Source organism: Saprospira grandis DSM 2844 (assembly GCF_000275825.1).
Lineage (GTDB): Bacteria > Bacteroidota > Bacteroidia > Chitinophagales > Saprospiraceae > Saprospira > Saprospira grandis_A.
The window spans coordinates 2,242,551-2,258,917 of record NZ_JH719942.1 but is presented as its reverse complement, the minus strand read 5'-3'; the positions used below and the strand labels follow the sequence as shown (position 1 = coordinate 2,258,917).

Genomic DNA, 16,367 nt, shown 5'->3' with positions numbered 1-16,367 from the left:
GCGCAGGGCCGAGCGAATAGCGAGCCCCGAAACGTAGCGCCCGCCGCAGGCGGGAGGCCCCAAAAAATAAAAAAGCCCCTCAGACTAGAGGAGCTTTTGGGTTTATTTATTGGCCTTAATTTTTTGTTTGAGTTCATCGACCACTTGCGTTTGGTCATCGACCTCTTTCTTTTTGGTTCCTTGATCTTCCTTAGACTTCTTGATATCCTCTTCGGCCTTTTTGATATTTTCCTCCATCTTCTTGATGGTCTCCTTATAGTCCTCGATATCTTTGGTAAGTTTCTTCTCGTCTTTTTCGAGCTCCTTCATGTCCTTCTCTAGGTTTTTGAGGGTTTTTTCCTCGGCTTTGAGGAGGTCTTCGAGTAGGTCGGCGCTTAGTTTTTTGGTAAATTTATTCACGACTTCCTCGGCCACTTGGAACTGATTGGGAAATTCTTTTTGCGAGAGGTAGCTCACGCCTAGGTTGAACCAGATCACGATTTCGGCGCCTTCTTCGCCTTTATCTTGGACCATAGCGTAGATATCTACGGTATTTTCGCTCATATCTTTAACGATAGCATTATCAGAGATATAGAGTTTATCTTTCTTTTTGTACTTCACTTTGCCTTTATAATTTTTCTTGACAAAGGTTTTCCAGATATCGCCTACTTTATCGGCAGAGCAATTGGGGAGGTCTACCACAAGGGCATTGTGGGCGCCTTCAGACATGCTGCGCACCTCTTCTTTGAGGGTAGCTTTTACTTGGGCCTGCGCCTGAAAAGCGAAGGTAAAAAAGAGGAGGAGAATAAAGCTAATTTGTTTCATTTTGTAGTTGTTGAGGCGCTAAAAAGCGCTATTTGTAAATTATAATTTGATTTAGGGAGCTAAAATAGGGTGTAAAGTCACATTAAAAGTATAAAAATAAAGCCTTATAGCCTGATTGTCTGCCCTGCTTTTGTATCTTTATCGACAAAGTTCCCGGTTTGGGGAACAGTTTTCCAGAAAGTGACAAATTTCTGTCCATTTTGACGAATATCGAGACAAAACATAGCCTAATTCTAGGCCTCTTCATTTGCTTAGCCTGTTTGTTTTTGCTTCCCTTGGGTCTATCGGCTCAGTTTGGCGAGCAGCAGCTTTTGGCGGCAGATGCTTTGAGTTTAAATATGCTGGTGGAAGAAAAGCAGGAGCAAAATGCGCCTCTGTTAGAGGATCCCTTGGCCTTTGAGCAACTGCGTTTGGCTCCACAAAAGCCAGCGCCAGCGCCTTATCGGGCGACCAAAATTTCTAGGGAGCATTATGTAGATAATCCCTATGATTTGGAGGATTTCAGCAACCCTTTCAATTTGCCCAAAAAGGGGCAGCAATTGGGGCGGCGCAAGGCCAAATTGGCCAAGGATGTAGATATGGATAAATTTTGGTCTGAATTATTTGCGCCCAAAGAGCAGCCTGCGGTTTTATCTACTTCTACCCAAAAAGCGAAGCGTCAGCCGGCTTGGCTATTGTTTGCTCTTTTGGGGCAGCTTTTGCTTTTTGCCTTTTTGCTCACGGCCTACCGCTCGGAGACCTACCGAGATTTTTGGGCCTATGGCAATTTGAATATTGCGGGCCAAGAGGAGCGAGAGCAGCGGTTTCAGCAATGGTCGGCCTATAATGTACTGAGCTATTTGCAGGCGGGTTTTGCCCTAGGGAGCTTTATCTATTTGTCTAGCAACTTTATGCAGCTAGAAGAAGGCCAACTGCCCGATTGGAGCTTTGCTAACTTTGCCTTTTTACTAGCCGCTAGCCTAACGGCCTATACTGCTAGACAAGCGATTCTGCGTCTCTTGGGAGAGCTCTACCCGATTGGCCAAGAGATGAGTTTTTATGGCTACCTCAATGCCAATCAGCACCGTATTATGGGCTTTAGCTTGCTGCCTATGCTCTTTTTGTTGGCCTATAGCGCTCCTGACTTGCAGGGCCTATTGCCCATGTTCTTGGCGAGCTTGCTCGGCCTTAGTTTTGGCTATACTGCCCTAAGAGCGGCATTTACTGCCCTTGATACAGTTCGATTTCATAAGTTTCAGTTTTTTCTTTACCTTTGCACCGTTGAAATAGCCCCCCCGCTAATTCTACTCAAATTCTTGTCTATCATTTAACTATCAAAAGGGCCAAGGGAATATATGTCATCCGTGGAAGCAAAAGAAAGATTAAAGCGCGTAGAGAGTATTTTGGTGACTCAAATGACTACCAAAAATAATAAAGCTCCCTATGATCGCTTAGTAGAGAAGTACGGTATTAAGGTGGATTATCGCCCATTTACAGAGGTTCGGCCCGTTTCGGCCAAGGAGTTTCGTAAACAAAAGGTAAAGCTAGAAGAGTATTCGGCTATTATCTTTACCTCTAAGTCGGCTATTGATCACTATTTTCGCCTTTGTGAGGAGATGCGCTATAAGGTGCCTGCAGAAACTAAGTATTTTTGTCTCTCCGAAGCAATTGCCCTCTATTTACAAAAGCATACTACTTACCGCAAACGCCGTGTCTTTTTTGGCAAAAGAACTTTGCAAGACCTCAAACCTTATTTGCTAAAGCATAAGAAGAAAGAGACCTTCTTGCTGCCCTCTTCTAATTTGGGCAAAAAAGCCTATAAGACTTTTTTAGAAGCAGAAGGCTTTAATTTTGTCGTTTCAGAAATGTACCTAGCGGCTAGCTCGGATATTTCTGACCTAGAAGATGTTTTCTATGATATTTTGGTCTTTTTTAGCCCATTGAGTCTAGACTCTCTCTACGATAACTTTCCAGAATTTCAGCAAAAAAGTACCCGTATTGCCGTTTATGGCAATTCTACCGCCAAGGCTATTGAGGCCAAAGGCTTGTATATTGATATTGAGGTCCCTAATCCAGAGTTTCCCAAAATACGTTCTATGGCCGAAGCCATTGAGCATTATATAAAGGAAGCCAACGACCTTTAAGCTAAAAAAGGGCGAGCAGAAATTCTGCTCGCCCTTTTTGTTTATTTTCTCGGCTTGTAGCGCTTCATAAAATGTTCTGGTCGACTCTCATTGAGGATTTCCTGTATAATCACTTGGTCTATTTCCTGAGGACTGCTATTGGGCCGGTTGTTTTTGAGCTCCAAACGCCGACGCTGGGCGTACTGCCGTAAAATTTGGGCCCCTAACCAACTTCCCGAATTGCCCGGTAGGTCTAGCTCTGGCTTAAAGGGACCTACCGTTACGTATTTTCGGTATTTGGTGGCATCGCTGCTATACAAGAGGTCTTGCTCGCCCAAATAATCCCAAAGCCCCTGCTCGCCTTTTTCGCAAAATTCAACTTGAAAGGCCGAAAAATTAAAGAGCAGACTGTCGGCGGTTTGAGGCAGAAAAGCCCCCGCCAAAAAGAACTTCTTCCCATTAAAAAGCATCTCGTCAATCAATCGACTGCTTTCTCTTTTGGCCTGCTGCTCCACTAAACGATCCGCCAAGGCATAGGCCATTTTGGCCGAGATGTGCTCTGCCGTTAGGGTTCTGCGCATATAGGCGTTTTTTAGGTTCGGATGCGCCAAATAACCAATATGATCCGGCCCCAAAAAGAAGTCTAAACCCAAACCCGAATAGTCTTCTAAGGTAAAGGTGCCATAATTGTAAAAGCTAAAGTAGGTATAGACCTTCTCAAAGGGATGCTTTTTGCCCCCAAAATAATAAAGGTAATGCGCTCCAGCCTGCTCCAAATCTGCCTGTACCTGATCCAAGTTGGGATAAGCCAACTGAATACTATCATAAAGCAATTGCGACTCTTTAAAGTCCAAAAAGCTCAATAAACGAGGCGCAAAATCTGGCTGTTGATCAGGCATGCCCATAATTTGGCCAAAATAAAGGGGGGCAAAATCCGGATACTTTTCCTTCAATTTCTCTATCCCTTCTTTTATCTTCGTACTATCTCTGGACAAAGCCATTAGGTCTTGCTCAAAACGAAAAATGTCTACTCTGGCCGATAGCTCGCCCAAATCTGGCTGGTATTTAGACCGCCGCTCCGCTGAGCTACTACATGCCGTAAAGACCGAAAAAAGAAAGACAAAAGCCAATAGGCCCCAAAGAGTTTTCATATTTTACACTAATTTTGTGAGTTCAAGGAATTTGTTGCTATTGGCTTTCTGCTAAATACTCGCCAGTTCAACAACTCCAATATTTAATAGCTGCTAAAATAAAAAGTTATGCTGCGTAAAATCACCTTATTAACGGCCTTTTTGGCCTTTGTTGTTTCTGCCCAAGCACAAAAGGAATTTAAATTTGGCGTTTATGTAGAGCCTTCTGTCTCTTTTTTCGCCTCTAATGACAAAGATGTAGAACCCGATGGTAGCAATCTCGGCTTTACTATTGGCCTGCTCGGAGAATACTATTTTGGCAATAGCGATAATTATGCGCTCATTATGGGCGGAAATTTCTCGCTAGGCCGTGGAGGCTCTCTTTTCTATGAGGATGGCGGACGCCTTTTCCCCGATTCTGAGCTAGATGCCGAGTCTTATGTAAGCACTAGTACCGGAAATATCGGTACCGATGGCAATGAAATGCTCCTCACCCCCGGCACTAAGGTGAAGTATCGCCTCAATTATCTCGAGATTCCCGTTGGCCTAAAGTTGCGCACCAATGAGTTGGGCGAAAGCTATATGCGCGCCTTTTTCCAACTGCCTGTCCTCACTATTGGTATCCCCGTTTCGGCCCGCGCTACCATTGAATCACCCAACGAAACGAACTTTGTCAACAGCACTGGAGATCCAGTTTACTACACCCCCGAAAAAGTAAAGGGCGAAAATGTTTATAAGGATATCTTTCCCCTCCAAATCCAACTTGGCGCCGGCGCTGGAGTAGAGTACGCCCCCAATGAAGACGGCGGCCTCTTGCTTACTGCTGGCCTGTTCTACAACTATGGCTTCTTGGATGCCGTAAGTACTAACGAACTGTTTGAGCTAAATGGAAGCCTAGAACCCAACAAAGCCCGCACGGGTTTTCATAATATTGGCCTACGTCTAGGCATCGTTTTCTAAGCCAAACGAACGATAATTTATCTGGACCATTCTGCTGCAGGATGGTCCTTTTTTTTGGGGCCCGCGGCCGCCCTGTTCAGGGGGGCGGCCGCCGCTAGGCTACGCGGCTCGCAGGTCTGCTCGGCCCTGCGCGGGCTGCGCCCGCTGGGTCTGGCCTTCGGCCACCGCTGCGCAGCGCTGGGCCATTTGGCCTTCGGCCAGCCTGGCTTCGCCAGGCCAACTGGACCATTTTTTGGCCTGGGCTGCTTTGCTCTGCTCCAAAAATTTTATCTTTAAGCTAGTTCGCCCTTTTCTGGTCCCACAGGCCCAAAGGGCCGCAGGCTGAGGGATGGAAAGGGGGGCGGCGAAGCCGCAGACCCAGCTTTTGAGCAGAGCGAAAAAGCGCAGGGCCGAGCGAATAGCGAGCCCCGACACAGCCCGACCCGCCCAAAGGGCGGGGCAGCCCCAAAACATCAAAAAACAGATATTTTCCTTTTAAATTTAGCCCTTAGCATGAAAATTAGCTGCCATTTCCCCCTTCTCCTGCTTGCCTCCCTCCTACTTTTGGGAAGCTGCACCAAAAATATCCCCGCAGAAGCGAGCATTTTTGCAGGCAACAACCAAGAAACGCCCCTGGGCAGCCGCCAAAGCGAGCCCTTACAGCTTCGAGTGACCAACAATAAAGGCGAGCCCATAGAAGATGTAGAGGTTAGTTTTCAGATTGCCATTGGCAGCGGTACTTTTGATAATGGCACTTTTGAGGCTCGCAGCAAAACGAATAGCCATGGGGTGGCGCAGATATACTGGACCTTGGGCCGAGAAAACCGCAGCCAAAAAGTTCGGGCCGAAGTAGATGGTTTAAATGGCCCCGCCCTAGAGTTTTTTGGCCAACCCGCCTACCTCGAAGATAGTCGAGACAATCAACTTTACTTACTAACCGAGATGGGGGGCCAAATTTGGATGGGCGAAAACCTGCGTTACCAGGCCAATGGCTCCTTGGTCAATCCCGATTTTCCGGCCACTATTTACGGTCGTTTGTATACCTGGAACACCGCCAACTTGGTTTGCCCAGCGGATTTTCATCTGCCTAGTTTGAGCGAATGGGACAATTTGGTGCAGAGCCTCCCCTATGATGAAGGAGGGCCAGCTCGTTTGCTCAAAGCCACTTCTGGCTGGATCCTCTCTAGCGATGGCATTGATGCCTTGGGCTTCAAGGTTTTTGCCGCTGGAGATTACCTGACCGCTCAGGGCGAATTTAGGGGCCTCAGCGAATATGGAATTTTTTGGAGCAATGAGGCCGATGGCACACAGAACGCCCATTATAAAATTCTGGATTATGATGATGAGAACATGAGGGGGGCCAGTTATAGCCAATCTAATTTTGCCGCTTGTCGCTGCGTGCAAGACTAAAACCAAAAAAGGCCCAGTACGTTAGTATTGGGCCTTAGGTTTTCCTAGCCCTAATGAAGAAAACAGCTATTTCATATAAAAAAACAGAACTATGCTAACAGACAACGCCAGTCTAACGGCCTTTCAGGCCGAAATACTAGCGGGCATTCCGCAAGAGCTGCCCGAATACCCCAAAATGGACCCTAGCATCAGCCGAGCGCCCAAGCGCAAGGACATCCTTAGTTTGGAGGAGAAAAAATTGGCCCTTAAAAATGCTTTGCGTTATTTCCCGCCACATTTGCATGCTCAGTTGGCGCCTGAATTCATGCAGGAGCTCAAGGATTATGGCCGCATCTATATGCACCGTTACCAGCCCAAGCAGGCCATTTATGCTCGTCCGATAGAAGAATATCCGCATCAATCTAAGCAGGCTGCGGCCATCATGCTGATGATTCAGAACAACTTGGATCCTGCAGTGGCCCAGCATCCTTATGAGCTGATTACTTATGGGGGCAATGGGGCTGTTTTTCAGAACTGGGCCCAATATCGCCTCACGATGAAGTACTTGGCGGAGATGACTGATGAGCAAACCTTAGTGATGTATTCTGGGCATCCTATGGGGCTCTTTCCTGCGCCCAAAGAATCGCCTAGAGTGGTCGTCACCAATGGCATGATGATCCCCAACCACTCTAAGGGAGATGATTGGGAGCGTTACAACGCCTTGGGGGTCACCCAATATGGTCAAATGACAGCAGGCTCCTATATGTATATTGGTCCACAAGGGATTGTGCATGGCACCACCATTACGGTCCTCAATGCGGCTCGTTTGCAAGGCAGCGACGATTTGGGGGGAAAGTTATTTGTTACGGCGGGTCTAGGCGGCATGTCGGGCGCTCAGGCCAAGGCGGCTGTTATTGCTGGTGCCATTGGCATTGTAGCGGAGGCCGACCCCATTGCCACTCAAAAAAGACATGAGCAAGGCTGGGTAGATGAGGTCTATACGGATTTGGCCAAATTAGTAGAGCGGATAGAAAGCGCCAGAGCTAAAAAAGAGGCCGTTTCCTTGGCCTATCAGGGCAATGTAGTTGCCCTTTGGGAATATTTGGTCGAGAAAAATGTCAAAGTAGAGCTAGGCTCTGACCAAACCTCTTTGCACAACCCTTATGCTGGCGGCTACTACCCGATTGATATAGATTTTGATACGGCCAAGCAGATGATGGGCGAGCAGCCCGAGCAGTTTGCCCAAGCCGTGCAGGCCACTCTCCGACGGCATGTGGCGGCCATCAATAAGATGAGTGAAAGAGGCATGTATTTCTTTGATTATGGCAATGCCTTTCTCAAGGCGGCTCGTGATGAGGCGGGAGCTGATATTTGTTTGCCCGATGGTCGATTTAAGTATCCCTCTTATGTGCAGGATATCATGGGGCCAATGTGCTTCGACTTTGGTTTTGGTCCTTTCCGTTGGGTTTGTGCTTCAGGAAAGATGGAAGATCTGCAATTTAGCGATCAGCTAGCGGCGCAGGTGCTAGAAGAGATGGCCCAAGATGCGCCAGAAGAAATTAGCCAGCAATTGGCGGATAACATTCGTTGGATTAAGGCCGCCGAAGACAACCAATTGGTGGTGGGTTCTAAGGCTCGTATTCTCTATGCCGATGCCCTAGGCCGCATTCGCATTGCCCAAGCATTTAATCAAGCTATTGCTGAAGGCAAACTAGGGCCTGTGGTCCTTGGGCGCGATCATCATGATGTATCTGGAACAGATTCGCCCTATCGGGAAACCTCTAATATCTATGATGGCTCAGCTTTTACCGCTGATATGGCCGTACAAAACTTTGTGGGTGATGCCTTTCGCGGAGCCACTTGGATTTCTCTCCACAACGGTGGTGGTGTAGGTTGGGGCGAGGTTGTCAATGGCGGCTTTGGAATGCTCTTAGATGGCAGTCCCGAAGCGGATCGCAGACTACAGCAGATGCTTTTCTGGGATGTTAATAACGGCATTGCCCGCCGTGCTTGGGCCAGAAACCCACATGCTCGTTTTGCCATTGAGGAAGAGATGAAACGCTCTCCTGGCTTGCAAGTTACCCTTGCCCAAGAAGCCGATGAGGATCTACTGGACCAACTTTTCAAGTAGGTTTCTCTACAAAGCAAAAGCCTAGTATCATCAGATACTAGGCTTTTTTGCTTGCTACATCAACTGATAGCGAAAATGAAGATAAAACCGTCTGCCCACTGTACTCCCCCACTGATAGCCGCCCTCAAAATCTGCAGAAAAAGGATCTTCTGCTCCATAAATCAGCGTTTTTTGTTGCCTATTGAGCAGTTGTTGTACGCCTAGCTTAAATGCTGTTTTCTTAAAGAACTTAGACTTTGAAAACCAGCGATTGAAAGGCAACTCCAACTCCATATCCCAGCGACTAAAGCCCGGACTTCTTTCTGGGGCATCGCCTCTAGCGCCCAAAGTCGGCAGACGTTGAGCAGATTGCAGATATAAAATAGACTCTATAGTAAAAAGAGAAGTAGGTCGATTCCTTGGCCAATTTCGGAAACGGCAAATATAACGAGCCGACAAACGTAAACGATGCCGACTATAAAGGGGCAACTCTCGACGCTGATCTGCAATATAGCTCCAACGCCGACTATGACGATAGTCAAAATTAAAGGAAAGTAAAGGCTCTGAAAAGTTGATTCCTCCTGATACCTCTAAGCTATTTCGCAGGCCCCTCTGCCCTTCCTCTAAATAGTCAAAGCTAAGCAAATAGGGATCTTCATCTAAGTTCGCAACCATTTCTTGAGGGGCCAGCTGCTGCCGCCAACGAAACTGAAGCTGGGAAAGAAATGCGCCAAATGGTCCATAATAAAGGTTCCACCAATGCGAAACATCTAAGGCAAAGCCATAATAATAGAGTTCTTCGGCCTGCCAATCGCTATCTACTGCTATGCTGCGGCCCGTGCGCAATAAATCGGCATATTCGGTCAAGGGATTGGCAAAGCGCCAAGAGCGGCCAGCAAAAAAGTTACTCTTGACCTCCTTATGGATTTGATAATTCAATTTTAGTTGTGGACTAAATTGCGGGCCCGCCAAATTATGATAGTGCAACTGCATATGCGTAATAAACTGCCATTTTGGGCCCCAATAGGTATCATAGCCCAAGGCCCCGCCCAAAAGCCGTTCATCTCGTCTAAAATCTTGGCTGTCTAAGCGCTCAATAAAGCGATTTTGGACCACATCCAGCTGCATCCGAAAAATATCCAGCTCCGATTTGAGGTGGTATTCATAACGAGCCTTAACCTCTAGGCGAACTTCTTCCCCCTCATATTCTCGCTCCCCCCAATTTCGCTGCTGCATATGGTCCTTATACTGCAAATTGATGAGCAATAAATCTTTGGTCCGAAACCCCAGCAAATGATGGCTGCTAAACTGCTGCTGTTGCAGCTTGAGTTCTTGCCCATAAGCCATCGTATCGCCCTGCAAAAAGGCAGTTTGCCCATCTTGCTGCTCCAAACTCAAAAACTGAATATTATTATTGGAGTGATATCGACCCGAGTAAAAATCCCAGCCATTATCTAAATAAAAACTCTGATTTTGGGCCTGATCTTGCCAGCCATCCCCATTTGCATCCCGAATTTGATTCAGGTATTGCCCCTGAACATCCAAACTGACCTGCATGGCATCCACATCCAAACGGCTGCGCAAAGCCCCATTAAACTCTCCAGCATGACTGCCCATAAGGTCTATACCCAAACGAGGTTGATGCTTGGGCGTAAGCAAAATACTGCCAAAGGCCCCATCATGGTCCAAACTATAATCATCAAAACCATAGTAATTTAGGTTGGGCTCCCGCTGCTGGGCCAACCAAAAATATTTGCCCAAACCCGCATCCGTATACAAACGAGCGGCCCGCAAGTCATCTTTAAAATAATGCTGAAAAACGGCAGGCTCCGATAGGCTCTGCCCCCAAATTGGTCCAACTAAAAGGAAAAAAAAGTAGGCTAATAGTTTATTCATCTGCTATCTGTATATATATTTTTTTGGGGCCTCCTGCCTTCGGCAGGCGCTACGCTTTGGGGCTCGCAGGTCTGCTCGGCCCTTCAGGCTACACTTCGTTTCGCCTTTGGTCTGGCCCTTCGGGCCACCCCGCCGCATCGCTAGGCCAAGGCCCACTCTTGGCGTCCTACAGGCCCAAAGGGCCGCAGGCTGAGGGATGGAAAGTGGGGCGGCGCAGCCGCAGACCCAAGTTTTTGAGCGTAGCGAAAAAACTGCAGGGCCGAGCAGACCTGCGAGCCACGACACAGCCCGACCCGCCCGCAGGGCGGGGCAGCCCCAAAATAAAAATCGCTTAATTGGCCGCTTTGATCTGAATACTTTGGCCCGCTTCCCAAAATACGGCATCGGGGCGATAATAGAGGTAGGCCGAATTGGCTGGGGCCGTAAAATGCCCGGGCAGCTCCGCCTTTAGGTCCAAAAGTATCTTTTTAGATTGGCCCGAAGGAATTTTTCTAAAGTAGAGGACCAAATAGTTGTCAAAAATCTCGTAGTAATCAAATTTGCCCGCCTCTTGCTGCTCCTTGAGCTGCCAAGATTGTAAGCTCAGGCCAGCGGGAATCCCGATCATGGCAATGGGCGTGGGCGCATCTTTATCCTGCAGTTCGTTCTTAATTTCTACCTCATAGCGAATCAAATCTCCTTCTAATGCTTGCGTTTTGGCCAAGCGAGTAGCCACTGAAATAGGCGCATTTTGGGCCGTAGGGGGCGTATATTCTAGCCAATTGAGCGCCAACATATAGCTTTGCGCTTGGCTAAAGCCCTCAAAGCTCAGGCTAATTTTATTTTGACCAAGAGCCATCTTTTTGGCCAAGTTATCCATGGCTAAAGTTAGGCCCTCATAGCTATTAAAGGCCTGTTCTTGGACCAGCTCCCCATTTAAATGAACAAGCAATTTTCCGTCTTCTGCAGACTGTATTTTTTGCGCCAAGGCGTAGGCGGTTAGGGCCTTGAGCGACCAAACCGTGCCTTGGGTATCGCCAAAATAATAGCGACCTTTTGTTTTGATCAAAGCATTGACTAGGGGGTGGCAGGCGGCCAAATCGCCCGCCTCCAAATGGGCCAAAATGGCCAAAGCCAAAATATGCGGACGAAGATTTCGGCCCGTAGAATAGGTAATTGAATGCTCGGCCTTTAGCTTGTTGAGGTCGGTCATATTCTTTTGGAGCAAAGCCAAAAGCTCTTTGCCCTTGGTCTTTTTGCCTGCATAGAAATGGGCCAAACTCACTAGGGCCAGACGGTATAAATCGCGGCTAGCGCTTGCCTCTTTGGCGGCTAGTTGCAGCTCTTTTGCCAAGCCTTTTTCGCCAATATAGGCCAAAGACATCGTAATATAGGCATTGCTTACCGCCTCCGATTTGCCCCAGCCATGATTATAGCCAGCCGCAGACAAAAAGCCACCATGGCCATCTCGGCGAGAGAGCAACCAAGTTCGAGCACGATCGACCATGGCCTCATCGACAATGGGTGCCACAGCGGCCATATCCTTAAATTCCATTAGGCCATAAGCTGTGAGGCCCTCATGTGCGGGAGATGCGCCAAACCACTCGAAGCCACCGCCTGCAGACTCATAGCCCGCCAATTTATTATAGCCATCTTGGATATAGCCCAGCGCTCGATCCGCTATTTTGGGATCGAGTTGGCCTGTAGATTCTAATAAATGTAGGGCCAAAATATTTGGGTAAGTACTGGAAGAGACCTGTTCAAAACAGCCATAAGGGCGGCGGATCATGCCTTCTAAGGTTCCTTGCAATTGCATAAGCGGATTGCCAAAAACGGTAATTTGGGCCTGCATAGAGCCCTCCTTCATTTCATCAATATTCAATTGATAGCTCGCTTGCCGTTGTTTATCGGCCTGGCTAATGGCTACAGGAAAAGCTCTAGCTTTGAGTCGGCTCTTTAGCTTTAAAGCATCTTTATGGCCAGAAGCAAAAAAGCTCAGTTTCATATTGAGGTCTCGGTTTTTGCTATAATTGAGCACAAAAGGCAGCTCCAGGCGCAAAAAGCTATCCTTAGGAATATTGTATGTCTGTGTATCTCGACTAAACAGCGGTTGCCATTGCTGGCTATGCGATAAATAAAACTTGCCTGAAAGCGCTTCATCGGTTTGGTTAATCAAAAAGACAGGCAAACGGAGGGTATCGCCAACAATCAGCTCTTTGGGCAATTGGGCACGTAGCTGAAAAGGAGCCTGCACGCTATAGGTTTTTTCTTTACGGCCAATTTTTTGTCCGCCGGTCCCTTCTGTAATAATGCGGAAAGTGGTTAGTGCGTCAGAATTATAAAAATAGAGTTCTGCCTCTCCATCTTCATTCGTTTCGACCAAAGAGTTCCAGTATAGGGTATTTCTAAAGTCGGTCCGCTCTACGGAAATATTTTCGTAGTCCTCTTTTGCAGCTAAGTAAGGGCTATAATCTGGAGCATAAAAGCTTTGACTTCGATAAAACCTCGCCCAACCTTCTTGGCTAAGCTTTGCGCTGAGTCCTTTTATCGTCGTTTTGGTATCGGCAATTTGAGGTTGGCTCAACTTATCGGTTGTGGGGTTGGGTCGCAGCTGTCCTTCTGCTCTTTGCAAGTTGAGGTAATTGCTGTTTTCGTTTAGATTAGCTGTATTCAGCTTTGTTTTCTGTCCTACTACTGTAATCTTTTCTATTGGAGCTGGTCTTGGCGCGCCACCAATTACTCTTACTCCATCAACAAAAACATCATCAGCCCTAGTGCGTCTACTTAAATTCTCGCCATTTTCTGCCTGGTTCACCCCTGCTGTAGTTGCGGCAATACTAGCAATATTACGAGTAGCCAATTTTTCGATATCCTCTGCCCCCAATGTTTGGCCAGCAGTGGTATTATCCATTTCTATCAGTGGAATACTATATTCTACAACCTGCACCTCTTCAACAGCTACCTCCATTAACTCTAGATCCGAATCTGAATAATAGTAGTCATAGCGTAGCTGCTCACCGCCTCCAGTACTTAGCTGTTTAACCAGCCCTTTAGGATAACCTACATAAGTAATCTTGAGGTCATAGATTCCAGGAGTAATTCCATCAAATTTATAATTCCCATCAAAATCTGTAGTGGTTCCTTTTACGAGCTGCTCTGTTCCTGCTTTTAGTAGGACAACATTAGCAAAAGCCAGAGGCTCTCCATATTCATCAAAGACCATCCCTTTGAGGGCCGTGGGATCTGAGGAGCTCCCCACTTTTTTACGGCTATAATAGGCGCCTTTATCTTGCTGTCTGCGGAAAAGCTGTATTTGAAAATAAATAGGCTTAGTATTCGGGGCATTATAGTAGTGCTTGGGGTAAACCGTTTGTTCTAGCGAAAAGCCTCTATGCTTTGTTTTTAGTATGAGCTGATCTTCTCCCTCATAGTCTTCCCAGACAAAAAAGCCCTCTGCATCTGTTTTGAGTTCTCTGAGTAGTTTTCTATCTCCATTACGATAAACGCTTAGCGACTTATTGCTCAGAGGCCTCCCATTAAATAATAGCTGTCCGGCCAAACGTTTTCCATCTTCTGCTATGAATTTAACTTGGGGCTCATCTGCCAATATTTGCCGCCAATTATAGCGGCGCCAACCTTGCGTCAAAAGCAAATAATCTAAGGCAGTATCTGCTTTGGGGTTATTGTCTTCAAAGTAAAAAGCGGGTTCTTGGACCTTTCCTTTTAGCTGACTAGAGAGTAGAAAATGAGAGAGAATATTATCGGGTTTATCTTGGTCCAGATTCCAAAACTTATCATCGACCACGGCCAAAGAGAGCTGCGTTTGCACTGGCTTGCCTGCTGCATCTTTTACCTTAATTTTCAGCTCGACCTTTTCGCGAATGGCATATTTATCTTTATCTGTTTCGATCTCGATTTGCAGACCTGTTTGCTTTTTGGCAAAGAATAGGCGCTCGGCCTCGGGCTGCTCTGCCTGATTGAAAAGGGTAATTTTGGTAATTCCCATTTTACAATCTTTTAGCGGCAAGCTATACCTTTGGCTACCCGCCTTTAAGGCAATGCCCCGCTCTTCAATAAGGCCTGCATCTTGTACCATCAACAGGCAGACGCTTTGTTTTTTACTGCTATAAATTTCTAGTTCTAGTTGTTCTTGATCTTGGGCCAAGATCTTAAAGCTAAGTCCCTTAGTGAGGGCCTTGGGCAAATCAAACTCTTGTTGTACGGGGCGAAGCACTTTTAGACGATATTGTTCTTGCGCTTTTGGCTCAAAGTCCAAGGCCCCCATTCCCTGATGATAGCTTTTATAGGCTTGCAATTCTTCTCCGGCGGCATTCAATAAAACGGCCTCAATGTCTACAGCTTGGCCTTGTAGATCTAGAGATTTAATAGCCAAGCGATTTTGAAAACCCGCCATCAGGTCGCCACTTTCGGGCATAAAGTGCAGCTGTATTTTATCTTGGACCAATGGAATACTTCGCCCTATAGATTCTCTTTTGCCTTCATGTTCTACAAAGACATTGAGCAATCCTTCTGAGGCCTCCAAGGGAGTGGGTAGCTCAAATTGAATTTGGCTTTGCCCCATGGCATTGGTCTCTCCCTTACCTCTTTTCCAGACTTTTCCGCCCAGAAAAATCTCGTAGCTTAGCTTTTTATTGGCCAAAACTTCATTTTCGGGACTGCGTACATCCAATTTGGCCTGTACCAAATCGCTAGCTCCATAGCGCTCTCGCAAAAAATCCAATTTCATCAATAGATCAGGCAAATATTGGTTTTGGACCGTGAGTTTTTTCTCAAAAACAAACTGTTGATCTCCAAAATTCTTCTGCCAACTGGTCTTTAACCGAAGCGTATAAATTCCACCTTTGGCATCTTCATTCAACTTAAAATCTCCTCTTGCTTTTCCCTTTAGCACGGCTAAGCGGTAACTTTTCTCGACCTGTCCCTTAGGGTTTAGCCATTCCACTTCTAGGACTTCAGACTTACTAGCTAACAGATTTTGGTCCAACAAATAAGCTGAAAACCAGATGGTTTCCCCTGGCTCATAATAGCTGCGATCGGTTTGCGCATAAATATTTTCTGTGGGCAAGATTTCATTGTATTGCTCTATTTTCTGGCTGTAGGGCCACTCTTGAGCCCAAGCCGAGCTATATATTCCTAGAAAGAGGAGGAAGTAAATAATTTTACGCATAGGTTCTTTTCTTTACTAGATGCAGCCTATTGTTTTTTTGATGTATGCTTTATTGTTTTTGGGGCCTCCGCTGCGGCTTTGCCTTGCGGCGCTACGTTTCGCAGCTCGCTATTCGCTCGGCCCTTCGCAGGCTTTGCCTGCTCGGTCTGGCCCTATGGGCCACTGCTGCACATCGCTAGGCCAGTCGCTTCGCTCCTCTTTGGCGGCAAAGCCGCCAGCCCCTGTGGGGCAAAACCTTTCTTCTTAAACAAAAAAAGCCTGCACATTGCTGTACAGGCTTTATAGATGAGGTTGGCAGTGACCTACTCTCCCACTTTCGTAGTACCATCGGCGCTGAGGGGCTTAACTGCTCTGTTCGGAATGGGAAAAGGTGTCTCCCCCTCGCTATGACTACCATTAACTCTTTGTTCATCCCTTTGGATGAGCTATTTTTTTGATAAAAAAAGCCTGCACATTGCTGTACAGGCTTTATAGATTAGGTTGGCGGTGACCTACTCTCCCACTTTCGTAGTACCATCGGCGCTGAGGGGCTTAACTGCTCTGTTCGGAATGGGAAAAGGTGTCTCCCCCTCGCTATGACCACCATTAAATCTTTGTCTATCCCTTTGGATAAACTCTATATCGTTATGACATACGGAAAGTAATAGAATTTTAAAAGTGCGTTGATTATCGATCCTTCTTTTAAAAAAGAAAGAAAAAGGAAGCTTTCGAGAAATTAGTACTACTTGGCTCCCTAACACATCACTGTGCTTCCACCTATAGCCTATCTACCTGGTCATCTTCCAGGTCTCTTCAACGAATACTCATCTTAAGGTTGGCTTCGCGCTTAG

The 16,367-nt window shown here is 46.8% G+C and carries 9 protein-coding genes and 2 rRNA genes; 5 read left to right on the top strand and 6 right to left on the bottom strand.

All coding sequences use genetic code 11. The features are described 5' to 3' along the window. Nucleotides 1-102: 102 nt before the first annotated feature. Nucleotides 103-804, bottom strand: coding sequence for a hypothetical protein (locus SAPGRDRAFT_RS10345; RefSeq protein ID WP_002659222.1), 702 nt, complete (start codon nucleotides 802-804; stop codon nucleotides 103-105). A 200-nt stretch (nucleotides 805-1,004) separates the two neighbouring features. On the opposite strand from SAPGRDRAFT_RS10345, the gene SAPGRDRAFT_RS10340 reads away from it, so the two are divergent. Together SAPGRDRAFT_RS10340 and SAPGRDRAFT_RS10335 are read left to right on the top strand one after the other, a co-directional pair. Next, entirely contained in the window at nucleotides 1,005-2,114 is a 1,110-nt protein-coding gene (locus tag SAPGRDRAFT_RS10340) for a DUF4271 domain-containing protein (RefSeq protein WP_002659221.1), read from the top strand. Nucleotides 2,115-2,138: 24 nt separating this feature from the next. Then, the gene (locus tag SAPGRDRAFT_RS10335; protein ID WP_002659220.1) at nucleotides 2,139-2,927 is read left to right on the top strand and encodes a uroporphyrinogen-III synthase; all 789 of its coding nucleotides are present in this window, start codon (nucleotides 2,139-2,141) and stop codon (nucleotides 2,925-2,927) included. Nucleotides 2,928-2,968: 41 nt separating this feature from the next. Here SAPGRDRAFT_RS10335 and SAPGRDRAFT_RS10330 read toward each other — a convergent pair whose 3' ends face one another. After that, complete coding sequence (locus tag SAPGRDRAFT_RS10330; RefSeq protein ID WP_002659219.1) at nucleotides 2,969-4,057, bottom strand: hypothetical protein; 1,089 nt, start codon at nucleotides 4,055-4,057, stop codon at nucleotides 2,969-2,971. A 108-nt stretch (nucleotides 4,058-4,165) separates the two neighbouring features. On the opposite strand from SAPGRDRAFT_RS10330, the gene SAPGRDRAFT_RS10325 reads away from it, so the two are divergent. The 3 genes from SAPGRDRAFT_RS10325 to SAPGRDRAFT_RS10310 all read left to right on the top strand — a co-directional run bounded on the left by SAPGRDRAFT_RS10325 (nucleotide 4,166) and on the right by SAPGRDRAFT_RS10310 (nucleotide 8,495). Then, complete coding sequence (locus SAPGRDRAFT_RS10325) at nucleotides 4,166-4,996, top strand: porin family protein (protein ID WP_002659218.1); 831 nt, start codon at nucleotides 4,166-4,168, stop codon at nucleotides 4,994-4,996. Between the two features lie 492 nt (nucleotides 4,997-5,488). Continuing rightward, a complete protein-coding gene (locus tag SAPGRDRAFT_RS10315; RefSeq protein WP_002659216.1) occupies nucleotides 5,489-6,385 on the top strand; it encodes an FISUMP domain-containing protein in 897 nt (298 codons plus the stop codon). Between the two features lie 91 nt (nucleotides 6,386-6,476). After that, nucleotides 6,477-8,495 (top strand): urocanate hydratase, encoded by a 2,019-nt coding sequence (locus tag SAPGRDRAFT_RS10310; RefSeq protein WP_002659215.1) that lies wholly within the window; start codon nucleotides 6,477-6,479, stop codon nucleotides 8,493-8,495. A gap of 54 nt (nucleotides 8,496-8,549) precedes the next feature. Here SAPGRDRAFT_RS10310 and SAPGRDRAFT_RS10305 read toward each other — a convergent pair whose 3' ends face one another. From SAPGRDRAFT_RS10305 to rrf (SAPGRDRAFT_RS10285), 4 genes are all read right to left on the bottom strand, one after another. Further along, complete coding sequence (locus SAPGRDRAFT_RS10305; protein WP_002659214.1) at nucleotides 8,550-10,370, bottom strand: hypothetical protein; 1,821 nt, start codon at nucleotides 10,368-10,370, stop codon at nucleotides 8,550-8,552. Between the two features lie 331 nt (nucleotides 10,371-10,701). Continuing rightward, nucleotides 10,702-15,537: an MG2 domain-containing protein gene (locus SAPGRDRAFT_RS10300; protein ID WP_002659213.1), complete on the bottom strand. Its 4,836-nt coding sequence runs from the start codon at nucleotides 15,535-15,537 to the stop codon at nucleotides 10,702-10,704. Between the two features lie 289 nt (nucleotides 15,538-15,826). After that, a 5S ribosomal RNA gene (gene rrf, locus SAPGRDRAFT_RS10290) occupies nucleotides 15,827-15,935 on the bottom strand. Between the two features lie 80 nt (nucleotides 15,936-16,015). Beyond that, a 5S ribosomal RNA gene (gene rrf, locus SAPGRDRAFT_RS10285) occupies nucleotides 16,016-16,124 on the bottom strand. Nucleotides 16,125-16,367: the final 243 nt, after the last annotated feature.